At 70.8% G+C, this 22,474-nt stretch carries 20 protein-coding genes; 13 read left to right on the top strand and 7 right to left on the bottom strand.

Annotated features, from left to right (window positions below; genetic code table 11):
* Positions 1-67: 67 nt before the first annotated feature.
* The 4 genes from GQQ95_RS00325 to GQQ95_RS00310 all read right to left on the bottom strand — a co-directional run bounded on the left by GQQ95_RS00325 (position 68) and on the right by GQQ95_RS00310 (position 4,127).
* Positions 68-937 (bottom strand): carbohydrate ABC transporter permease, encoded by an 870-nt coding sequence (locus GQQ95_RS00325; RefSeq protein ID WP_157425652.1) that lies wholly within the window; start codon positions 935-937, stop codon positions 68-70.
* Positions 934-1,968, bottom strand: a complete 1,035-nt coding sequence (locus tag GQQ95_RS00320; RefSeq protein WP_157425651.1) for a carbohydrate ABC transporter permease — start codon at positions 1,966-1,968, stop codon at positions 934-936. Before GQQ95_RS00320 ends, GQQ95_RS00325 begins: the two co-directional genes overlap by 4 nt.
* A gap of 13 nt (positions 1,969-1,981) precedes the next feature.
* The gene (locus GQQ95_RS00315; protein WP_157425650.1) at positions 1,982-3,280 is read right to left on the bottom strand and encodes an extracellular solute-binding protein; all 1,299 of its coding nucleotides are present in this window, start codon (positions 3,278-3,280) and stop codon (positions 1,982-1,984) included.
* Positions 3,281-3,530: 250 nt separating this feature from the next.
* Entirely contained in the window at positions 3,531-4,127 is a 597-nt protein-coding gene (locus GQQ95_RS00310; protein WP_246205113.1) for a TetR/AcrR family transcriptional regulator, read from the bottom strand.
* A gap of 56 nt (positions 4,128-4,183) precedes the next feature.
* Here GQQ95_RS00310 and GQQ95_RS00305 point away from each other — a divergent pair, with 56 nt between their 5' ends.
* From GQQ95_RS00305 to GQQ95_RS00260, 10 genes are all read left to right on the top strand, one after another.
* Positions 4,184-5,896, top strand: a complete 1,713-nt coding sequence (locus GQQ95_RS00305) for an FAD-dependent oxidoreductase (protein WP_157425648.1) — start codon at positions 4,184-4,186, stop codon at positions 5,894-5,896.
* A gap of 402 nt (positions 5,897-6,298) precedes the next feature.
* Positions 6,299-7,573, top strand: a complete 1,275-nt coding sequence (locus GQQ95_RS00300) for a multidrug effflux MFS transporter (protein WP_157425647.1) — start codon at positions 6,299-6,301, stop codon at positions 7,571-7,573.
* Positions 7,574-7,877: 304 nt separating this feature from the next.
* A complete protein-coding gene (locus tag GQQ95_RS00295) occupies positions 7,878-8,699 on the top strand; it encodes a phosphatase PAP2 family protein (RefSeq protein WP_157425646.1) in 822 nt (273 codons plus the stop codon).
* Between the two features lie 61 nt (positions 8,700-8,760).
* A complete protein-coding gene (locus GQQ95_RS00290) occupies positions 8,761-9,783 on the top strand; it encodes a LacI family DNA-binding transcriptional regulator (protein WP_157425645.1) in 1,023 nt (340 codons plus the stop codon).
* 251 nt (positions 9,784-10,034) lie between these two features.
* On the top strand, positions 10,035-11,366 hold the full coding sequence (locus tag GQQ95_RS00285) for an ABC transporter substrate-binding protein (RefSeq protein WP_170296914.1): 1,332 nt from the start codon (positions 10,035-10,037) through the stop codon (positions 11,364-11,366).
* A 136-nt stretch (positions 11,367-11,502) separates the two neighbouring features.
* On the top strand, positions 11,503-12,468 hold the full coding sequence (locus GQQ95_RS00280; protein WP_157425643.1) for a carbohydrate ABC transporter permease: 966 nt from the start codon (positions 11,503-11,505) through the stop codon (positions 12,466-12,468).
* Complete coding sequence (locus GQQ95_RS00275; protein WP_157425642.1) at positions 12,468-13,412, top strand: carbohydrate ABC transporter permease; 945 nt, start codon at positions 12,468-12,470, stop codon at positions 13,410-13,412. The genes GQQ95_RS00280 and GQQ95_RS00275 overlap by 1 nt, the downstream gene beginning before the upstream one ends.
* A 121-nt stretch (positions 13,413-13,533) precedes the next feature.
* Positions 13,534-15,045 (top strand): arabinosylfuranosidase ArfA, encoded by a 1,512-nt coding sequence (gene arfA, locus GQQ95_RS00270; protein ID WP_157425641.1) that lies wholly within the window; start codon positions 13,534-13,536, stop codon positions 15,043-15,045.
* A 38-nt stretch (positions 15,046-15,083) separates the two neighbouring features.
* Positions 15,084-16,061: an arabinan endo-1,5-alpha-L-arabinosidase gene (locus tag GQQ95_RS00265; protein WP_157425640.1), complete on the top strand. Its 978-nt coding sequence runs from the start codon at positions 15,084-15,086 to the stop codon at positions 16,059-16,061.
* A gap of 81 nt (positions 16,062-16,142) precedes the next feature.
* Complete coding sequence (locus GQQ95_RS00260; RefSeq protein ID WP_157425639.1) at positions 16,143-17,420, top strand: FAD-binding protein; 1,278 nt, start codon at positions 16,143-16,145, stop codon at positions 17,418-17,420.
* Positions 17,421-17,424: 4 nt separating this feature from the next.
* Here GQQ95_RS00260 and GQQ95_RS00255 read toward each other — a convergent pair whose 3' ends face one another.
* Entirely contained in the window at positions 17,425-17,673 is a 249-nt protein-coding gene (locus GQQ95_RS00255) for a MoaD/ThiS family protein (RefSeq protein ID WP_157425638.1), read from the bottom strand.
* A gap of 90 nt (positions 17,674-17,763) precedes the next feature.
* On the opposite strand from GQQ95_RS00255, the gene GQQ95_RS00250 reads away from it, so the two are divergent.
* Positions 17,764-19,020, top strand: coding sequence for a ThiF family adenylyltransferase (locus GQQ95_RS00250; RefSeq protein ID WP_157425637.1), 1,257 nt, complete (start codon positions 17,764-17,766; stop codon positions 19,018-19,020).
* 67 nt (positions 19,021-19,087) lie between these two features.
* Positions 19,088-19,696, top strand: coding sequence for an FMN-binding negative transcriptional regulator (locus GQQ95_RS00245; RefSeq protein WP_157425636.1), 609 nt, complete (start codon positions 19,088-19,090; stop codon positions 19,694-19,696).
* A gap of 43 nt (positions 19,697-19,739) precedes the next feature.
* On the opposite strand, the gene moaA is transcribed toward GQQ95_RS00245, so the two are convergent.
* Positions 19,740-20,852, bottom strand: a complete 1,113-nt coding sequence (moaA, locus tag GQQ95_RS00240) for a GTP 3',8-cyclase MoaA (RefSeq protein WP_157425635.1) — start codon at positions 20,850-20,852, stop codon at positions 19,740-19,742.
* 161 nt (positions 20,853-21,013) lie between these two features.
* On the opposite strand from moaA, the gene GQQ95_RS00235 reads away from it, so the two are divergent.
* A complete protein-coding gene (locus GQQ95_RS00235; protein WP_157425634.1) occupies positions 21,014-21,559 on the top strand; it encodes a nucleoside deaminase in 546 nt (181 codons plus the stop codon).
* On the opposite strand, the gene xdhC is transcribed toward GQQ95_RS00235, so the two are convergent.
* A complete protein-coding gene (gene xdhC / locus GQQ95_RS00230; RefSeq protein WP_157425633.1) occupies positions 21,553-22,464 on the bottom strand; it encodes a xanthine dehydrogenase accessory protein XdhC in 912 nt (303 codons plus the stop codon). The genes GQQ95_RS00235 and xdhC overlap by 7 nt on opposite strands.
* Positions 22,465-22,474: the final 10 nt, after the last annotated feature.

Below are 22,474 nucleotides of genomic sequence, written 5' to 3'. Positions count from 1 at the left end.
GTGATCGTGGCGTCGGTCGTGTCGTGGGTCGTGGCGTCGGTCGTGGCATCCGTGTCGATCGGCTCGGTCATCCCTTGACCGCTCCCGTGAGGCCGCCGACGATGCGACGCTCGAAGATGCTGAAGAACACGAGCGCCGGGATCATCGACAGCGACGTGAAGGCGAGCACCTTCGCCGTATCGACGGAGTACTGGGATGCGAACGCCTGGACGCCGAGCGGCAGGGTGAACGCGGCCTCGTTGTTCAGGATGAACAGGGGCAGGATGTAGCTGTTCCAGCTCGCGATGAACGCGAGGATGCCCACGGTGATGACGCCCGGGAGGGCGAGGGGCAGCACCATCCGCCAGAAGAAGCCGAGGCGCGAGCATCCGTCGATCGACGCGGCCTCCTCGATCTCGTCGGGGATGGCCCGCAGGAACGGCACGAGGATGATGATCGTCGTCGGCAGGGCGAACGCGATCTGGGGCAGGATGATGCCGCCGAGCGAGTTCATCAGCCCGAGGTTGCGCACGACGAGGTACAGCGGCGTGATGGCGACCGTCATCGGGAACATGAGCCCCGCCGCGAACATCGCATACAGCAGGCCTCGCGACTTGAACTGGTAGCGGGCGAGCACGTAGCTCGCCATGAGCCCGAGCGCGACGACGCCGACCGTGGTCACGACGGCCGCGACCGTCGAGTTCAGCACCTCGCCCCAGAAGGTGGTGCTCACGAGGACGTCGGCGTAGTTCGTGAAGACCCACGGTGCCGGGAGCGCCGAGGGGTCCGTCGTGATCTGCGAGTTCGTGCGGAAGCCGCCGATGATGATGTACGCGATCGGCGCGAGCATGAGCGAGACCACGACGATGGCGACGAAGTAGATCGAAGGGCTGCCCCAGGGGAGCCTGCCGGTCTGGCGAGGCCGCGGGGGGCGCGGGAGGGCGATCGATGCGGTCATCGGTCCGTCCGTTCGGTGAGGGCTCCGGCCGTGTCGCGGCGGAGGACGAAGCGCTGGTAGACGAGGGCGACGACGAGCGAGATGAGGAAGAGCACGACCGCGACGGCATTGCCGTAGCCGTAATTGCCGGCGTTGCGCCCGTTCGCGACCATGTAGGTCGCCATCGTCGAGGTTCCGGCGGTCGAGGCGACGTACTGGCCCCAGATGATGTAGACGAGGTCGAACAGCTGCAATGCGCCGATGATCGACAGGAACGCCCAGATGCGCAGGGTCGGGCCGAGCAGCGGCAGCGTGATGCGACGCTGGATCTGCCAGTACGACGCACCGTCGATCTGCGCGGCCTCGGTGAGCTCCTGCGGGATGCCCTGCAGCCCTGCGAGGAAGAGGATGACGGCGAAGCCGATGTACTTCCAGGTGATGATGCCGAGCAGGGTCCACATGGCGATGCCGGGGTCGGCGAGCCAGTCCTGGGTGAAGGCCCCGAGCCCGATCTTCTCGAGGAGCCCGTTCAGGGCGCCCTCGCTCTGGAGCATCAGGCTCCAGCCGGTGCCGACGACGACCTCGGCGATCACGTACGGCGCGAAGATGAGGACACGGATGACGGACTGACCGCGCATCGGGCGGTTCAGGAGCAGGGCCAGCAGGAGCGCTGCGGGGCCCTGCAGCACGAGCGACATCACGACGATGATCGCGTTGTGCGTGACGGCTTCGTGGAACGTGGGGTCCTGGAAGATCGTGACGTAGTTCTGCAGGCCGACGAAGTCGGTCGGCGGCCCGAAGCCCTTCCAGCGGAAGAAGCCGTAGTAGCCGGCCATGATCACCGGGAAGATGACGAAGGCCAGGAAGATGAGGAGCGCCGGGCCGACGAGCACGGCGATCTCGATGGTCTTGCGAAGGTCGCGGGGGCGACGTCGGGCGCCGGGCGACGTCGCGACGACCCGGCCGGCGGCCGGAGACGGCGTGCCGCCTCCGGCCGCGACGTCGTCCGCGTCGACTCGTCCCTCGACGGGAGAGCTGGTGCGAACGCTCATGATGACTTCGGCCTCAGCCCTTCTTGATCGCGTCGTCGACCGCGTCGACGATGCCCTGGGGCGAGCCCTTGCCGGCGAGCAGGTCGACCACGCCGACGTTCAGCGCGTTTCCGACGTTCTGGCCGAGGAGCGTGTCGAGCCAGACCGAGACGTAGGGGGCTTCGTTCACGGCGGCGAGCACCTCCTGCAGGGCGGGGTCGGTCACGACGCCCTGGGCGTCCTTGTTGGCGGGCAGGGTCACGAACGCGTTCGCGTAGCCCTCCTGGTATTCCTTCTGCGAGGCGAACTCGAGGAACTCGCCGCACTCCTTCGGAGCGTCCACGTAGCAGGAGAATCCGTCGACGCCGCCCATGAGGGCGCCGGGCTCGCCGTCGCCGCCGTCCACCTCGGGGAAGGGGAACCAGCCGAGGTCGGCCAGGGGCTTCTCGTCGGGCGTGAGCGAGGCGATCACTCCCGGGTCCCAGGCGCCCATGAGCTCCATGGCCGCCTTGTGGTTCGCGACGAGTCCGGCGGAGGAGCCGGCGCCCTGCTGGGCGGTCGTGGTCAGGAAGCCCTGGTTGAAGGGCTCGATGCCCGCGAACTCCTCGAGGTCCTCACCGGCGCGCAGCCAGCACTCGTCGGAGAAGCTGGGGTCGTCGGTGAGTCCCGTGATGACGTCCTGGCCGCACTCGCGGAGGGCGAAGAAGTAGTACCAGTGGGCGGCGGGCCATGCGTCCTTCGCGCCGAGCGCGATGGGGTCGATGCCGGCGGCCTTCAGCTTGTCGACGGCGTCGCCGAGTTCGTCGAACGTGGTCGGGGTCTCGGTGATGCCGGCCTGCTCGAACAGGTCCTTGCTGTAGTAGATGCCGCCGGGGAGCACCGAGGACGGCACGCCGTAGAGCTTGTCGTCGACCGAGAACGCGGAGAGGGCGCCTTCGCCGAGAGCGGTCTTCGTCTCCTCGGACAGTGCGGAGCTGAGGTCCTGGGCCTGGCCGGCCTCGACGACGGCCGCGAGCTTGCCGCCGCCGCGCGCCATGAAGATGTCGGGTGCGTCACCCGAGTTGAGGGCGGTCTGGAGCTTGCCGTCCATGTCCTCGTTCTGGATCGCCTGGATGTCGATCGTCACGCCCGGGTTCTCCTCCTCGAAGGCGGCTGCGGTCGCCTCCCAGTAGGCCTTGCCGTCACCCGTGGTGGAGTTGTGCCAGAACGTCAGGGACACGTCCCCGTCGCCGGACCCCTCGCCGCCGCCGGCGCTGCATCCCGCCAGCGCGCCGATGGCGAGTGCTGCTGCGGCGCCGATGGCGGTGACCCTGCCGATGCGTCGTCTGTTCATCGTTGAACCTCTCGAAAGTTTCGGCCTCAACGCCGAAAGTGATCTGGACATCGGAACTCTAGCCCGGCACGGATTTGGCGTCAAGCGCAACAAATAGAACCCGGCGGGACGGATCTTGCCGGGCGGGAATCCGGAGCGCCGTGCGCACGAGGGCTGGGCGGCGCCCGAGGGCGCGCCCGTTCGAAAGCTCTCGAAACTTCTCGGTCGCGCCCGACCGCGCGAATGCGGGCTCGCGCCGCGATTCGGCCCGCTAGGGCGCGAACGACCTCCGGAAGATCGCCCACGCGCGCTCGGCGAGCGGGCGTCGCTCCGCGGCATCCGCTCGCGACAGCAGGTCGGTCAGCATCGTGATCGCGAGCAGCACGTCCGCGTCGGCGACCTCCTCGCCGAGACGCCCCGCCGCGCGCTCGCGGGCGGCGACCGTGCCGACGATGGCCGCGAGCCGCGTGGTGAGGTGCGCGATGCGCTCCTCGTGCTGGTGCTGCCAGATGAGGTCGATGAGGGCGGTCGACACGGCGGCCAGGTCGATGATGTCGTCGATGAGCGCGTCGAGCGTCGTCTCAGGGGAGGCGACGGATGCCTCGAGCGCGTCGAAGTTCTCGTCGAAGACGGCCATCGCGAGCGCCACCTTGTCGGGGAAGTGCCGGTAGAGACTGCCCTGGCCGACGCCGGCGCGCTTGGCCACCGCGCTGAAGGGCGCGTTCAGGCCCGACTCCGCGAAGATCTCGCGGGCGGCGGCGATGAGGGCGCGGCGGTTGCCCGGGCCGGCGCCCGGCCCCCGGTTCGCCTTGGTCCGGGCGGCATCGTCGGCCCCGTTCACCGACTCGCGCTTCCCCGCATCCGACACGGGTGTTAGCGTACAACCCAGTAACCGGACAATGGTGTCCGGTCGAAGGAGGAGCAATGACGCACATCTGGGACCGCGAGGTCGACGTGCTGGTCGCCGGATCCGGCGCGGCTGGCATGACGGCGGCCATCACCGCCGCCGATCGGGGGCTCTCCACGCTCGTCGTCGAGAGCACCGACCGCTGGGGCGGCACCACCATGCGCAGCGGCGGCGGGCTGTGGATGCCGAACAACCCGGTCATGCGACGACGGGGCATCGCCGACTCGCGCGAGGAGGCGCTGACCTACCTCGAGTCCGCGATCGGTCCGAGTGAGTCCATCGGGCCGGCCAGCTCGCCCGAGCGACGGGCCGCCTTCGTCGACACGATCCCCGAGCTCGTCACCCGGCTCGAGCAGCTGGGCGTGCGCTGGGCGGTCGCGAAGGACTACCCCGACTACTATCCCGACCGGCCGGGCGGCAAGATCGGCCGGGGCATCGAGTCCAGGCCGTTCGATGCCCGCAGGCTGGGCGACTGGCGCGAGACCTCCCGCACCGGGGACTCGATCCCCGCGCCCATGCAGACCGACGACGTGTGGCTGCTCATGCGCGCGTGGTCCTCGTTCTCGGGATTCGTGCGCGGGGCCCGCTTCGTGTTCCGGACGCTCGGGGGCCTCGTCACCGGCAAGAAGCTCTACGGCTTCGGCGGAGGCCTCATGCTCCAGCTCGGGCTCATCGCGAAGGAGCGCGGTGTCCAGCTGCAGCTGAACAGCCCGGTCACCGAACTCGTGAAGGACGACGCGGGCCGCGTCGTGGGCGCCGTCGTGTCCACGCCGACCGGCGCGCAGCGCATCCGCGCCCGCCGCGGCGTGATCCTCGGCGCGGGCGGGTTCGCCGCCAACACCGAGTGGCGTCAGCGGTACCACGGCATCCCGGGCTACACCTCGGCGGCCGAGGGCGACCTCGGCACCGCCATCGAGGCCGGCATCGCGGCGGGGGCCGACGTCGCGCTCATGGACGACGCCTGGTGGGGGGCCTCCGTGCCGATCCCGGGCAAGCAGGCGCAGTTCGTGCTGAACGAGCGCTCCGACCCGTTCAGCATCGTCGTGGACCAGTCGGGCCGTCGCTACCTCAACGAGTCCGAGAGCTACATCGACTTCGGCCACCACCTGCTCGAGCGCGACCCGATCTCGCCCGCGAACCCGTCATGGCTCGTCGTCGACCGCCGGCACCGGCAGCGGTACATGTTCGGCGCGCTGCTCATGGGCGGCAAGGCGCTGGTCGAGCAGGGCGTGGTCGTCAAGGCCGCCACACTCGGCGAGCTGGCCGAGAAGATGGGCGTCGACCGTGCGACCTTCCTCGCGACGGTCGAGCGCTTCAACGGCTTCGCCCGCACGGGCGTCGACGTCGACTTCGGCCGCGGTCGCACCGCGTACGACCGCTACTACAGCGACCCGCGCGTGAAGCCGAACCCGAACCTCGGCGCCCTCGAGAAGGGCCCGTTCACCGCGGTGCAGCTCGTGCCGGGCGACCTCGGCACCAAGGGCGGACTCCTCACCGACGAGCACGCGCGCGTCATCGACGTGCAGGGCGCGGTCATCGAGGGCCTCTACGCCGCGGGCAACACGTCGGCGTCGGTCATGGGCCGCACCTACCCAGGCCCCGGTTCGACGATCGGCCCCGCCGCGGTCTTCGGCTACCTCGCCGCGATGCATGCCGCCACGACGTCGCCCGCGGCTGCCGAGTCGGGCGCCACGCGGGCGGATGCCGGCGCCGAGGCGCAGACCGCGTAGCGCACCGGGATCACCCCGTTCGAACCCGAGCGGATGCCGCGACGAAGCGCCGCGGCATCCGCTCACTTCGCTCGTCGCGTCTGCCGGATTCGGAGATGTCGCCGACACGCCGGGCGAAGACGTCCTCGGCGCGGCGTGTCGCCCGAATCTCCGAATCGGGCAGACGTTCGAGGGCGGTGCGGGCGAGGGCGGTGCGGGCGGGCCGCGCCCGACCGGGGAAACCCGAATGGGGTTCGGACTTGCGAGGGGGAGGGGGGTTCCGGCTACAATCGAAGGCAGTCGAATCGATTCGAGCCGCGCGAAGGCCGAGTCTCATCACGGCGGCGTCCCAGGGGCGCCGCTTTCCTGTCTCCCGGCGTCCGAGGGCGTGCGCCGCCGCACTCGAGCACGCCTGGAACACGCATGTCTGCCACCGCCTCAATCCCCATCATCCGCCCCGACGACTACTCGGCGCCGACCCATCCGGGCGACCTCCTCACGCGTCGCCAGCGCCTCGTCTACGTGCTCGTCCTCGGTGCGCTCACGGCGCTCGGGCCGTTCACGGTCGACCTCTACCTGCCCGCGTTCCCCGTGCTGCAGTCCGAGCTCGGCGTCTCGGCCGCGGCCGTGCAGCTCACGCTCACCGGCACCATGATCGGGTTCGGCTTCGGCCAGCTCATCGTCGGCCCCTGGAGCGACAAGGTCGGCCGCCGGCTCCCGCTCATCCTGTCGACCCTGCTCCACATCGCGGCATCCGTCGGCGCCGCCTTCGCTCCCGACATCGTCTGGCTCAGCATCTTCCGCCTCCTGCAGGGCTTCGGCGCCGCGGCGGGCGGCGTCGTCGCGATGGCGATGGTGCGCGACCTCTTCGGCGGCAAGCCGCTCGTGCGCATGCTCTCGCGCCTCGCGCTGGTCAACGGCCTCGCGCCCGTGCTCGCGCCGGTGATCGGCTCGCAGCTCCTGAACGTCATGGACTGGCGCGGCATCTTCGTCGTGCTCGCGATCTACGGCGTCGTCGTCGTGCTCGCCGTCGCGTTCCTCATCATCGAGACGCTTCCCGAATCGCGCCGGCACGTCGCGGGGCACTCCACCCTGCGCGACCGCTATGCCGCGCTGTTCCGCGACCGCGTGTACCTCGGCGCCGCGATCATCGGCGGCATGACGTTCACCGGCCTCTTCGGCTACCTCTCCACGTCGTCGTTCCTCTTCCAGGAGCTCTACGCGTTCACCGCGCAGCAGTACGGCCTGCTCTTCGCGGTCAACTCCGTCGGCATCATCATCGGCGTGCAGACGAGTTCCCGGCTCATGCGCGGACCGGTGCAGCCCCAGTGGATCCTCGCGATCGCCACGGTGGTGCACCTCGCGATGGCCATCGCGATCCTGGTGCTCGACTCGTCGGGCGCCGGGTTCTGGGGCACCGCCATCCCGCTCTGGATCTACATCCTCGCCTGCGGGTTCTCGTTCCCCGCGGTGCAGGTGCTCGCGCTCGCGCACCACGGCGCCGAGGCCGGCACCGCGGCATCGCTGCTCGGTGCGCTGAACTTCGGCCTCGCGGGACTCATCTCGCCGCTCATCGGCCTCATGGGCGTCGGGAGCGCTGTGCCGATGGCGTTCGTGCAGGCCGCCGCTGCGGTGGTCGCGATCGCCGCCCTCTGGTTGCTCGTGCGGCCGAGGACGGTGCCCCCGCTCACCGACTGACGCCGGCCGGCGGGCGGAGCACACGCGGCGGAGTCCCGCTGGCGCGGCGGAATCCCGCTCGAACGGGACTCCTGCGGGCGAGTGGGATTCGCTTCGCTCGGCGGACACCCGGACGTTCGCCGAGTCCTCCGCCTGAGGCGGCCGGCCCGGCGAGCGACGTCCTGCCGGTCGCCCCCGTTCGCCCCCGTTCGCCCCCTGGTCGCCCCTGGTCGCCCCCTTCGTCGCTCGCGCGTCCCGGGTGCCGGCGGCGACGGATGCCGCGTGCCGCCGCCGCGGCATCCGTCACCGTCGCTAGCGTGGGGCCATGGCCGAGCCAGACGAGATCGACGACGCGACCACGAGCCCCGACCACGCCGACGCGCGCGGCGAGAGCGCGAAGGCGACGAGCGCGGAGGCCGACGCGGCCCCGAGCGCGCCGCAGCGCGCGGCCCAGGTGCGTCGCGTGGGCCGGCGGGCGCCGCTCATCGCCGGGATCGCCGCGGTCGTGGTCGCGGCGCTGCTCGGCCTCGTGATCGCCCTGCGCAACGGCAACCTGCCGCTCGAGGTCGACGAGGACTGGGCCGAGGACGTCCTCGAGATCCACGGGCCGGTCGGCGATGCGTTCGCACTGTTCATGAACATGCTCGGCGGCGGCATCGTCGGGGTGCTGGTCGTCCCGCTCGCGATCATCATCGTGCTGCTCGCGCTGCGCCGCCCGTGGGCCGCGCTCTACTTCGCCGTGGTCTCGGCCGCGAGCGCCCTCCTCGTGCAACTGCTGAAGGAGCTCGTCGGCCGACCGCGGCCCGAGGACATGATGGTCACGAGCGACTTCGGGTCGTTCCCGTCGGGGCACGTGGCGAACGCCGCGACGATCGCGGTGGCGCTCGGCATCATCTTCCCGCGCGCGTGGGTCTGGGTCGCGGGGGTCGTGTACACCGTGCTCATGGCCGTGAGTCGGACGTACCTCGGCGTGCATTGGTTCACCGATACGATCGGCGGGGCCCTCGTGGGCGCGGGCGTCGCGCTCGTGCTGTGGGCCGCGTTCGCGGTTCCGCTCGAGCGGGAGCGCCTCGCGAGGCTCGCGCGCATCTCGGAGCGGAACGCCGCGTTCGCGCAGGCGCACGTGACGCCACCGGCCCGAAGGTGAACGACGGCGACCTCCCTCGACTACAACGTTGTAGAGTACCCGCAGGAACCCAGGAGGTCGCATGTCCGTGACGTTGCACGATGTGGCGCGCGTGGCCGGCGTGTCGATCAAGACCGTGTCGAACGTCATCAACGCCTACCCGCACATCCGCCCGGCCACGAAGGAGCGCGTCGAGGCGGCGATCGCCGAGCTCGGCTACACGCCGAACCTCACGGCGCGGAGCCTGCGCTCCGGGCGCAGCGGTGCGATCGCCCTGGCGGTGCCCGACCTCGGCCTGGCGTACTTCGCCGAGCTCGCGGCATCCGTCATCGAGGCGGCCGAGGCGGCCGGCCTCGTGGTGCTCGTCGAGCAGACCGGCGGGGATCGCGAGCGCGAACTCGAGCTGTTGCGCAGTCCACGCCTGAAGATGACCGACGGCCTGATCTTCAGCGCGCTCGGCATGAGCGAGGCGGATGTCGCGAGCCTCTCGGTCGGCTTCCCGCTGGTGCTGCTCGGCGAGCGCATCTTCGGCGGCCCGACCGACCACGTGACCATGCGCAACGTCGAGGCCGCGCGAGCGGCGACCGAGTACCTCATCTCGTCGGGCCGGCGTCGCATCGCCGTCGTCGGCGCGCACGAGGGCGAGGTGGTGGGTTCCGCGGCGCTCCGCATGCAGGGGTACCTCGAGGCGCTCGAGGCGCACGGCATCGCGTACGACGACTCGCTCATCGGGTACACGACGCTGTGGCATCGATCCAACGGCGCCCGCTCGATGACCGAGCTGCTCGAGCGGGAGGTCCCGTTCGACGCGGTGTTCGGCCTGAACGACACGCTGGCCCTCGGCGCGATGCGGGTGCTGCAGGTTTCGGGGCGCCGCGTGCCGGAGGACGTCGCCGTCATGGGCTTCGACGACCTCGACGAGGCCGGCTACTCGATCCCGTCGCTGACGACGGTCGACCCCGGTCGCGCGTGGATCGCGAAGACGGCGGTGGCCACGCTCGTGGAGCGCATCGCCGGGGGAGACGTCGTCGGTCCGCCGCGACTGCGGCTCGCCGACTTCCGCATCGCCGAGCGCGAGTCCGCCGCGCTGGCCGTCGCGCGCTGACGGCCTCGAGCGCGGCTCGCTGCCCGGGGCAGACCCGCCCTTCCCCTGCCCGGAAGCACCGTCGGGCGCCTACCGCAGGGTTCGACGACCGCCTCCGAGGGGCTCCGGGACTCCTGTCCCGACTGCACTTGACACCGTCGGCCGCCTTGGGCATCATGTCTCTACAACGTTTACTTTACAACGTTGTACAGCCCGAGCACACGGGCCACACCAGACAGAGTTGTCCACCGCAACAGAAAGAGCACCGCACGATGAAGAGCAAGCTCATCGCCGTCGGCGGCACGGTCGCCGTCGCGGCCGCAGCCCTCACCGGCTGCAGCGCAGGCGAGTCCTCCGCAACCGAATGCACCAACGAGATCGTGAACGCCGAGGCCACCCAGGTCAGCGTCTGGGCCTGGTACCCCGCGTTCGAGCAGGTCGTCGACCTGTTCAACGAGACCCACGACGACGTCCAGATCTGCTGGACCAACGCCGGCCAGGGCAACGACGAGTACACGAAGTTCTCGACCGCCCTCGAGGCCGGCTCCGGCGCTCCCGACGTCATCATGCTGGAGTCGGAGGTGCTCTCGAGCTTCTCGATCCGGGACGGGCTCGTCGACCTCACCGAGTACGGCGCAGCCGACGTGCAGGGCGACTACACGGAGGGGGCGTGGAAGGACGTCTCCAGCGGCGACGCGGTCTACGCGATCCCCGTCGACGGCGGCCCCATGGGCATGCTCTACCGCCAGGACATCCTCGACGAGTACGGCATCGCGGCCCCCACCACGTGGGACGAGTTCGCGGCAGCGGCGCAGACGCTGAAGGACGCGGGCGCCCCCGGCGTGCTCGCCGACTTCCCGACCAACGGCCGCGCCTACAACCAGGCGCTGTTCGCGCAGGCCGGGTCTGTGCCGTTCGAGTACGACAACGCCAACCCCACCGAGATCGGCATCGACGTCAACGACGACGGCTCGAAGAAGGTGCTCTCGTACTGGAACGACCTCGTGCAGAAGGGGCTCGTCGCGACCGACGACGCGTTCACCGCCGACTACAACACGAAGCTCGTCGACGGCAGCTACGCGATCTACGTCGCCGCGGCCTGGGGCCCCGGCTACCTCGGCGGACTCTCCGACGCCGACAGCGACGCCGTCTGGCGTGCCGCTCCGGTTCCGCAGTGGGATGCGGCGAACCCCGTGCAGATCAACTGGGGCGGGTCGACGTTCGCGGTGACCAGCCAGGCCAAGGACAAGGAGGCCGCGGCGGTCGTGGCCAAGGAGGTCTTCGGCACCGAGGAGGCGTGGAAGATCGGCATCGAGGAGGCGGCGCTGTTCCCGCTCTGGAAGCCCATCCTGGAGTCCGACTACTTCCGCGACCTCGAGTACCCGTTCTTCGGCGGCCAGCAGATCAACAAGGACGTCTTCCTCGAGGCGGCCGCCGGCTACACCGGCTTCACCTTCAGCCCGTTCCAGAACTACGCGTACGACCAGCTCACCGAGGAGCTCTACGCGATGGTGCAGGGGGAGAAGGAGTCCGACCAGGCGCTCGACGACCTGCAGGCCTCGCTCGAGGCGTACGCGAGCGAGCAGGGCTTCACCCTGAAGTAGCACGACCTCCCGCCCCGGCGTCGCCGCGCCGGGGCGGGACCCACCACGGTGGGGCGGGCGCGATGAGATCATCGTGCCCCGACCACCACCGCGCGATCCGCGCGGCGACACGACCCTCGATGTGGAGAAGACTGCAATGACCACGCACGCGAGCACGGCCCCCGGGGTCGCTGCAGGCGCGGCATCCGCCGACGTCAGGCAGCCGCGGAGGCCCCGCGGCTCCCGGCTCGAACGACGCCGCCAACGTTGGGGCTGGCTCTTCGTCACCCCGTTCCTCGTCGTCTTCGCCCTGTTCCTGGTGTTCCCGCTCTTCTACGCCTTCGGCATGAGCCTGTTCACCTCGACGCTCGCGACCGGCACGACGTTCACGGGCATCGAGAACTACGTGAAGGCGTTCTCCGACCCGCTCTTCATGGAGGGGCTGCTCCGCGTCGCCGCGTTCGCGATCGTCATGATCCCGGCCCAGCTCGCGGTCGCGCTCGCTGCGGCGCTCGTGCTCGACTCGCTCACGTCGTGGCTCTCGAAGCTCTCGCGGCTGCTCATCTTCGTGCCGTACGCGATCCCAGTGGTCATCGGCGCCCTCATGTGGAGCTTCCTCTACAGCCCGAAGTTCGGCCCGAGCGCGACGATCTTCAGCGCCGTCGGCCTGCCGACCCCCGACTTCCTCGCCTCCGACACCGTGTTCGGCAGCCTCGTCAACATCGTCACGTGGCAGTGGTCGGGCTACTACATGGTCGTCATCTACGCGGCGCTGCGCTCGATCGACCCGTCGATCTACGAGGCGGCGCGCATCGACGGGGCGAACGGCTGGCAGACGGCCAGCCGCATCAAGCTGCCGATGATCTCGTCGTCCATGGTCATGGTGATCACCTTCGCCCTCATCGGCACGCTCCAGTTCTTCACCGAACCGGTGGTGCTGCGCAACATCGCGCAGGGCGCGATCGACGCCGCCTACACGCCGAACATGTACGCGTACTCCCTGGCGTTCTCGTACAGCCAGTTCAACTACGCCTCGGCGATCGCGTTCTCGCTCGGCGCCCTCGTGTTCGCGGGCTCGTACCTCTTCCTCTTCCTCACCCGCAAGCAGAGCGGACTCAAGTGATGGCCATCTTCGCCAACGACACGGCCCCGAACGACGCGTTCACCACCGTCACCGGTGTTCCCGGTCACGCCTACCGCGGCCCGCGCGGCAAGGATCGCCGATCGGGCGGACGCCGCATCGGCTCCCACGTGTTCCTCATCATCCTCGCGATCTACTTCATCGTGCCGATCTGGTGGCTCTTCGTCGCCGCGACGAAGGACACCGCGGGCCTCTTCGGCAGTCCGGCGTTCTGGTTCGACGGCAACTTCGCGTTCTTCTCGAACGTGGCCGAGCTGTTCACCCACCAGGGCGGCATCTACTGGCGCTGGCTCGCGAACTCGTTCCTCTACGCGTTCGCCGGCGGCATCGGCGCGACGATCCTCGCGATCCTCGCGGGCTACGGCTTCGCCAAGTACCGTTTCCGGGGCCGCAACGGCGTCTTCGGCGTCATCCTCGGCTCGGTCATGGTGCCGCTCACGGCCCTCGTGATCCCGACCTTCATGCTCCTGAGCCAGTACGGCATCATCAACACGCCGTGGGCCGTCATCCTCCCGTCGCTGCTCAGCCCGTTCGGCGTCTACCTCATGCGCGTCTACACGCAGGACGCCGTGCCCGACGAGATGCTCGAAGCCGCGCGCATCGACGGCGCCGGCGAGATCCGCACCTTCTTCCAGGTCGCGCTGCCGATGCTGAAGCCCGCCATCGTGACGGTGCTGCTCCTCTCGGTCGTCGGCACCTGGAACAACTTCTTCCTGCCCCTCGCCGTGCTGACGGACCCGCAGCTGCTGCCGGTCACCGTCGGCCTGAACCGGTGGACCGCGCTCTCGAATGCGGGCGCGGGCGGAGAGCAGGTCTGGAACCTCATCACCTCGGGCTCGTTCATCTCGGTGATCCCGCTCGTGCTGTCGTTCCTGTTCCTGCAGCGCTACTGGCAGGGCGGCCTGGCCATCGGCTCGATCAAGTAAGGCCGCCGCGGCATCCGACCTCGACGTCCTCGACCTCGACCTCGACCTCGACCCCACGAACCTCTCGCATCACCGACCTCTCGACCGCGCGACCTCGCGTCCAAGACCTGAAATGAGCATCATGACCACTGCACGCCTCACCGTCGACCCGCACTTCGCCGTCGGTCGCATCGACCGCCGGGTCTTCGGAGGGTTCGTCGAGCACCTCGGCCGCCACGTCTACGACGGCATCTACGAGCCGGGCCACGAGCAGGCGGATGCCGAGGGCTTCCGCTCCGACGTCGTCGAGCTCGTGAAGGAACTCGGCGTCTCGACGATCCGGTATCCGGGCGGCAACTTCGTGTCCGGGTTCCGCTGGGAGGACTCGGTCGGCCCGCGCGAGGAGCGCCCCCGCAGGCTGGACCTCGCCTGGCACTCGACGGAGACGAACGAGGTGGGCCTGCACGAGTTCCAGAACTGGCTCGACAAGGTCGGCAGCGACCTCATGCTCGCCGTCAACCTGGGCACGCGCGGCACGCTCGAGGCCCTGGACCTGCTCGAGTACACGAACATCGCCGGCGGCACGGCCCTCTCGCAGCGCCGCATCGACAACGGCCGCACGGATGCGTTCGGCGTGAAGATGTGGTGCCTCGGCAACGAGATGGACGGTCCGTGGCAGCTGGGTCACCGCTCGGCCGACGACTACGGCAAGATCGCCTCGCAGACGGCCAAGGCAATGCGCCAGCTCGACCCCTCGGTCGAGCTCGTGGTCTGCGGGTCGTCGAGCGCCCACATGCCGACCTTCGGCGAGTGGGAGCGCGTCGTGCTCACCCACGCCTACGAGGACGTCGACTACATCTCGTGCCACGCCTACTACGAGGAGCGCGACGGCGACCTGGGCTCCTTCCTCGCCTCGGCGGTCGACATGGACCACTTCATCGAGTCCGTGGTCGCGACGGCCGACCACGTGAAGGCCGTGAACGGCAGCTCCAAGAGCATCAACATCTCCTTCGACGAGTGGAACGTCTGGTACATCGAGCGCTTCCACGGCGTCGACAAGATCGAGGGGATCGACAACTGGCCCGTCGCTCCGCGCCTGCTCGAGGACGTCTACTCCGTCGCCGACGCGGTCGTCTTCGGCAACCTCATGATCTCGCTGCTGAAGCACGCCGACCGCGTCACGAGCGCCTCGCTCGCCCAGCTCGTCAACGTCATCGCCCCGATCATGACCGAGCCCGGCGGCATCGCCTGGCGCCAGACGACCTTCTTCCCGTTCTCGATCACCTCGCGCCTCGCCCAGGGGGAGGCGCTCGAGCTGAAGCTCGACGCGCCCTCGTACGCGACCAAGGCATACGGCGACGTGCCGCTCGTCGACGCGGTCGCGACCCACGACGGCGAGAACGGTCGCTCGGCCGTCTTCCTCGTGAACCGCTCGCAGACCGAGGCGCTCACCGTGACCGTCGACATCGCGGGCCTCGGCGACGTGTCGGTGCTCGAGTCGCACACGCTCACCGACGACGACGTGTACGCGAAGAACACGCTCGAGCAGCCCGAGCGCGTCGCGCCTCGCGCGAACGAGTCGATCTCGATCGACGGCGGCGAGCTCACGATCACCCTGCCGCCGGTCTCGTGGTCCGCCGTCTCGCTCGGCTGAGCGCGACGCGGCAGGCCGTGCCGGGGCCGAGAGGCTCGATGAGGGTAGCCGCGGCGCTGCTCGCGGCGACCCTCCTCGCGGGGCTCGCCGGGTGCAGCGCTCCGGGCGGCGTCTGGGAGGCGTCGGGCGACCTCGCGACCCACGACCCCGCGCTCGCCCGCGACGACGACGGCACGTGGTGGGTGTACTCGACGGGCAACGGCACCGTCGCCGACGGCAACATCCAGATCCGCTCCTCGACCGACGGGAAGGCCTGGCGGTACGAGGGCGAGGTCTGGGACGAGAAGCCCGAGTGGCTCACCGACGCCGTGAAGGGCGTCGACAACCTCTGGGCGCCCGAGCTCGTCGAGCACGACGGCACCTGGTACCTCTACTACTCGGCCTCCCGGTTCGGCAAGAACACCTCGCTCATCGCCCTGGCCACGAACACCACGCTCGACCCCGACGACCCCGACTACGAGTGGATCGACGGGGGCGCGGTCATCGAGTCGACGACCACCGACGACTTCAACGCGATCGACCCCGGCATCGCGGTCGACGAGGGCGGGACCCCGTGGATGGCGTTCGGCTCCTTCTGGAGCGGCATCCGCATGGTCGAGCTCTCGTGGCCGACCGGGTTGCGTGCCGACGACGCCGAGCCGCGGCGCATCGCCGACCGCGGCGCGCCGCCGAACGCCATCGAGGCGCCGTACCTCGTGCAGCACGACGGCGACTGGTTCCTCTTCGTCTCGCGCGACGCCTGCTGCCAGGGCGCGAAGAGCACCTACAACATCGCGGTCGGTCGAGCGGATGCCGCGACGGGCCCGTTCCTCGACCGCGACGGGGTTCCCCTGCTCGAGGACGGAGGAACGCCCCTACTCGCGACCGACGGCGCGCGGGTCGGGCCCGGAGGACAGTCGGTGTTCGACAACGTGCTGGCGTTCCACTACTACGACGCCGATGCCGGGGGCGCGTTCCGCCTCGCGCTCCCCGACCTCGAGTGGGACGACGAGGGCTGGCCCGTCGTACGGTGGTGACGGCGACGACGGCATGGCGGCGGCGACGCCACGCTGCCTCGAGCACCGCACGGCGACCACGGGCATGACGACAGGAGCACGATGACCGAACGCAACTGGGCCGGCAACCTCGCCTACGGTGCGGAGCGCATCGCCCGGCCGGGCTCCGTCGACGAGCTCGCGGAACTCGTGGCGGCAGCCGGTCGGGACGGCCGCCGCGTCCGCGCGCTCGGCTCGCGGCACTCGTTCAACCGCATCGCCGACACCGAGGGCCTGCTCGTCGAGACCGGCGCACTGCCCGCCCTGATCGAGGTCGACGAGCCGGCCCGCACCGTCCGGGTCTCGGCGGGGCTCAGGTACGGCGAGCTCGCCGAGGTGCTCGACCGGGAGGGATGGGCCCTCGCGAACCTGGCCTCGCTGCCGCACATCTCGGTGGGCGGCGCGATCGCGACGGGAACCCACGGGTCGGGCGACGGGCTCGGCTCGCTCGCGGCCGCCGTCGCGGCCCTCGAGCTCGTGACCGCGGACGGGTCGCTCCTCCGCCTCCGGCGCGGCGACGCCGACTTCGACGGCGCGGTCGTCGCGCTTGGCGCGCTCGGCATCGTCACGGCGCTCGAGCTCGACATCGAGCCCACCTACGACGTCGCGCAGTCGGTGGTCGAGGGACTCCCGCTCGACGCGGTCCTCGCCGACCTCGACGCCGTCACGGGCCTCACCGCCTCGACGAGCCTCTTCACGACGTGGCGCGACCCCGAGGTCATCGAGCAGCTCTGGCTCAAGCGGCGGGCGGATGCCGCGGCATCCGACGACCTCCCGCCGGCGCTGGCGGCGATGGGCGCCCGCGCGGCGACGGTGAAGCGGCATCCGCTGCCCGACGTCTCGGCCGAGCACTGCACCGACCAGCTCGGCGTGCCCGGGCGATGGTTCGAGCGGCTGCCGCACTTCAAGCTCGGCTTCACGCCGTCCAACGGCGACGAGCTGCAGTCGGAGTTCCTCGTGCCACGGGAGCGAGCCGTGGAGGCGATCTCGGCCGTCCGGTCGCTCGCGGCGTCGATCGCACCCCTCCTGCAGGTGTGCGAGATCCGCACCGTCGCAGCCGACGCGCTGTGGCTGTCGCCGGCGTACGACCGAGCGACGGTGGGCATCCACTTCACCTGGCTGCCGGACCAGCCCGGCGTCGAGGCGCTGCTGCCGACGCTGCAGGCTGCGATCGCCCCGTTCGAGGCGCGCCCGCACTGGGGCAAGCTCTTCGACGTCGCGGAGGCGGCCGAGCGGATGCCGCGGCTCTACCCCCGATGGCACGACTTCGCCGAGCTTCGGGCGAGGCTCGACCCGGCCGGACGGTTCCGGAACCACCTGCTCGAGCGTCTCGGGCTCTGACCGGCTATCCGCCGGCGAACGGCGGCAGGATGTCGACCCGGTCGGACAGCGCGGCCGCCGGGTCGCGTTCGACCCGCCCCCCGACGAGGAACGACCCCGATCGCAGCACGCGCTCCATCGCCGCGCCGTAGCGCTCGACCAGCACGTGCCGCAGGTCGCCGACCGTCGCGGCGCCGTCGAGTTCGAGGCGCTCCTCCTCGCGTCCGGCGGCCTCGGCGGCGGCGGCGAAGTAGCGGACGGTGACGACGGTCATGGCTTCGATGCTAGCCCGCGAGCGGTGGCGCTCGCGGGGCGGACACTGCGGGACGGCCGGCGTCCTCGCCCTGCGTGCGAGGATTGCTCCATGGATCCGGTGACGAGCTCGGCGACGTCGACCCGGCCCGGCCCCCTCGTGGCTCCGGGCCCGCCGCTCGCGGCCGAGCGGGTGTCGCGCTTCAGCCGGCAGCTCATGCTCCCGGGCTTCGGCGAAGTCGCCCAGCGCCGGCTCGCGGCCGCGCGCGTGCTCGTCATCGGCGCGGGCGGCCTCGGCAGCGCGCTCGTGCCCTCCCTCGCCGGCAGCGGCGTCGGCACCATCGGCGTCGTCGACGACGACATCGTCGAGCTGTCCAACCTGCACCGGCAGCTGAGTCACGGCGTCGCCGACGTCGGCCGTCCGAAGGTCGACTCGCTCGCCGACACGGTCGCGGCGATCGACCCCGCCTGCCGGGTCGTCCGCCATCGCGAGCGGCTGACCTCGGCGAACATCGCGGACCTCCTCGCCGACTACGACCTGCTCGTCGACGGCAGCGACAACTTCCCGACGCGGTACCTCGCGAACGACGCGGCCGTGCTCGCCGGCATCCCGCTGGTCTGGGGGTCGATCCTGCGCTACCACGGACAGGTCGGGCTCTCCTGGCCGGCGTTCGGGCCGACCTACCGAGACCTCTTCCCGGTCCCGCCCTCGCCCGACGAGGTGCTCTCGTGCGAGCAGGGCGGCGTGCTGCCGAGCATCTGCGCGCTCGTCGGCGCCCTCATGACGACCGAGGTCGTCAAGGTCGTGACCGGCGTGGGGGAGCCGCTCCTCGGCCGGGTCGTCACCGTCGACGCGCTCTCGGGGCGCACGCGCGAGATCGCCTACGAGGCCGTCGCGGATGCCGCGGAGATCACCTCGCTCATCGACTACGAGCTGTTCTGCGGGCTGGCGCCCACGGGCCCGACGGCCGCGACGCAGCCGACCGACGGGGCGGACTCGACGGATGCCGCATCCGGGGCGAGCGGGCCGGGTGCCGCAGGCGCGGCATCCGCTCTCCGGGGTGTGAGCGCCGCCGAGGTGCTCGCCCGCGTCCGGGCCGGGGAACCGCTGCGCCTGCTCGACGTTCGCGAGCCCGCCGAGGCCGCGCTGCGCCGCATCGCCGGCAGCTCGCTGCTGCCGCTCGGCGACCTCGCCGCCGGAGCCGAGCCCGCGGCCGGTGACGCTCCGCTCGTCGTCTACTGCGAGCAGGACCTGCGCTCGCGCCGCGCCGCGCGCCTGCTCCTCGAACGCGGACACCCCGACGTCGTCTACCTCGTCGGCGGCATCGACCGCTTCGCGAGCGTCGCGGGCGACCTCGTCGAGCGCTGACCCACTGACGGTCCTGGCCACGCCGTCAGGCCTCCGACCCTTCCCACCGACCACGAGGACCAGCCCCATGCGCCACACGCCGCACTACCTGATGACCGATCCCGACGAGGTGAAGCGGCTCATCCGCGGCAACGCGTGGGCGACGTTCGTCTCGCCGGCGAGCACGGGACTGGTGGCCTCGCACTACCCGGTGATCCTCGACGAGGAGGCGGACGGCATCACGATCATCAGCCACTTCGGGCGCCCGGACGAGGTCGCGCACGAGCTCGGCTCGCACGAGGTCCTCGTGATCGTGCAGGGCCCGCACGACTACGTCTCGCCCAGCTGGTACCCCGAGGGCGAGGTCATCCCGACGTGGAACCACGTGACGGCGCACCTGTACGGCACCCCCGAGATCCTGGGCGACGACGAGAACTACGCCATGCTCGGCCGCCTCACCGACCACTTCGAGCAGCATCACCCGGGCGGGCGCCATCTCGACCAGGACGAGACCGGCACCCGACGTGTCGCGAAGGGCACCGTCGGACTGCGCATGCGCGTCGACCGCTTCGAGGCGCGGGCCAAGCTCAGCCAGAACAAGGCGGCGGATGTCGCGGCGAACGTGATCTCGCACCTCGACGAGCAGAACCCGGCGCTGGCCGCCGAGATGCGCCGCGTGCACCCGCCCGCCCCGTAGGTCAGCGCCCTTCCGCGGGTCGCAAGGGGGCGCGCCGCGCGCGTCATCCGCCGATGTAGCTCATCTCGATCTTGGGCCGCGCCGCGCGCAGCTCGGGCGTGAGCGTCGCGCGCACCTCGGAGTACCGGTCGTCGCGTGCGCCCCAGATCGCGCCCATCGCGTCGGAGAGCCCGTCATCGTCGATGCCGCCCCGCAGGAGCGCGCGCAGGTCGTGCCCCTCGGAGGCGAACAGGCACGTGAACAGCCGCCCCTCGGTCGAGATGCGGGCGCGATTGCAGGTGCCGCAGAACGCCTGCGTCACGCTCGAGATGACGCCGATCTCGCCCTCGCCGTCGGCGTAGCGCCAGCGCGCGGCGGTCTCGCCCGGTGCGGTCGCGCCGACCGGTTCGAGTGGCATGCGCTCGCCGATGCGCGCGACGATCTCGGCGGAGGGCATGACCTCGCCGAGCTCCCAGCCGTTGGAGGTTCCGACATCCATGTACTCGATGAAGCGCAGCGTGAACGGCGTACCCTTGAAGTACTCGGCCATCGGCAGGATCTCGTGGTCGTTGAGGCCGCGCTTGACCACCATGTTCACCTTGACGGGGCCGAGGCCGGCGTCATGCGCCGCCTGGATGCCGTCGAGCACTCGGCCGACCGGGAACCGCACGTCGTTCATCGTCTGGAAGAGCGCGTCGTCGAGCGAGTCGAGCGACACGGTGACGCGAGTGAGTCCCGCAGCCTTGAGGGAGGCCGCCTTCATCGCGAGCGCTGAGCCGTTCGTCGTGAGGGCGATCTCGAGCGGTCGCCCGTCGGGCGTGCGCAGCTCGGCGAGGCGCGAGACGAGCTCCTCGAGGCCGCGACGCAACAGGGGCTCGCCGCCCGTGAGCCGGAGCTTCTCGACGCCGTGCGCCGCCGCCACCCGGGCGATGCGCGTGATCTCCTCGAAGCTCAGCAGTTCGTCCCGGTCGAGGAAGGCGTAGTCGCGGCCGAAGACCTCCTTCGGCATGCAGTACACGCAGCGGAAGTTGCACCGGTCGGTCACCGAGATGCGCAGGTCGCGAAGCGGCCGGTCGCGCCGGTCCGGCAGACGCCCGGTGGCCGACAGGCGACGGATGCCCGCGGCCGGCGAGCCCGCCGAACGGGCGGGCGTGAGCGAGACGTCCGTGCGCGCCATGCCCCACCCCCTGTTCGTGGCGTCTACGCTAACACCGCGCGATGGGGGCGGTGATGCGACCCGAACGCGGCCGGCCGGGCGAGCAGCCGCCGACGAGCCGCCGACCAGACGACGGCGAACGGGCCCGACCCCTAGCATTGACCCCGGCAGGGGAGGCCACCATGGATTCGTTCGACGACTCGCTCCAGTCCGGTTCCGGTACCGGCTTCGTCTCCGGCGCGGGCGCCGTCGGACCGGCGACGGGATACCTCGCCCGCGCCGTCGATCTCGCCACGGCGAACGTGGAGCACGGCGGCGGACCGTTCGGCGCGATCGTCGTCTCGGCGGACGGACGGATCTTCGAGGGCGTCAATCGCGTCACCGCGAACCTGGACCCGACGGCCCATGCCGAGATCACCGCGATCCGAGCCGCATGCCAGGGCCTCGGCACCTTCGACCTGACCGGGGCGGCGCTCTACTCGAGCTGCGAACCGTGCCCGATGTGCCTCGCCGCATCGTTGTGGGCGCGCATCGAGCGGGTCTCCTTCGCCGCGGACCGTGATGACGCCGCCGACGCGGGGTTCGACGACGCGGTCTTCTACCGGTACTTCGACGGCGCTGAGGCGGATCGCCGGACGATGCCGGTCGAGCGCATCGACCTCGGCCACGAACGGGCGGTCGCCCCGTTCACGGCGTGGAAGCAGAACGCGACGCGCATCGACTACTGAGCGGTCCTGGCCTGTGCCCGATCGGATGCGGCCGTCGGAGCGGCCACGTCGCGCTCCGCGCTCCCATGCTCGGCACGAGCACGCGTGACCGCCTGCTCCTCGGCCTGCTGGAGCACGCGCGCCGCGACGCTCACCGCGATCGCGGCCGGGTCCTTGGACCGGATGCCCGCGATGCCGATGGGCGTCTCGACGCGAGCGAGCACGGCCTCATCGTGGCCGGCCTCGCGGAGCCGCGCCCGGAAGCGCGCCCACTTCGACGTCGACCCGATCAGGCCGATCGAGGCGAGGCCCTCGGTGACGAGCGCCGCCTCGACGATCGCGAGGTCCTCGACGTGATCGTGCGTCATGACGAGCACGTGGGCGCCGAGGGGAAGCAGCCCGAGCGCCGACTCCGGCACGGGCAGGCCGTGGAGGTGCACGGTGCCGACGGTGTCCGCGAGCGGACCGCTGACCCCCGGCATCCCGATCCGCTCCGGTGCGAGCATCTCGGCGCGGGAGTCCACGAGGTGGAGCTCGACCTGCTGCCGGCTGAGGATCCGCGCGAGCTCGAGCCCGACGTGCCCGACGCCGAAGACGGCGACCACGGGGAGGGGCCGCACGGGCTCGAGCAGGATGGTGACCTCGCCGCCGCAGCATTGGACGCCGTACTCGGTCGTGACCCGATCGCTCAGCGTGAGCGTCATCAGCTCTGGCTCGGCGCCGCCACCGCTGAGCAGGTCCCTCGCTCGGGCGACGGCCGTGGCCTCGAGGTTGCCGCCGCCGATCGTGCCGAAGACGGCTCCGTCCGAGACCACCATCTTGGCCCCGCCATTGCGCGGGGCATGGCCGCGCACCGTCGCGAGGGTGACGATGACCGACGGCGTCCGTGCCGCACGGAATTGCTGCGCCGCCTCCAACCAGTCCATGGCCCGACCC

The organism is Agromyces salentinus (assembly GCF_009749395.1).
Lineage (GTDB): Bacteria > Actinomycetota > Actinomycetes > Actinomycetales > Microbacteriaceae > Agromyces > Agromyces salentinus.
Note: the sequence above shows the minus strand (reverse complement) of the source record. Positions and strands in the feature narration are given on the sequence as shown.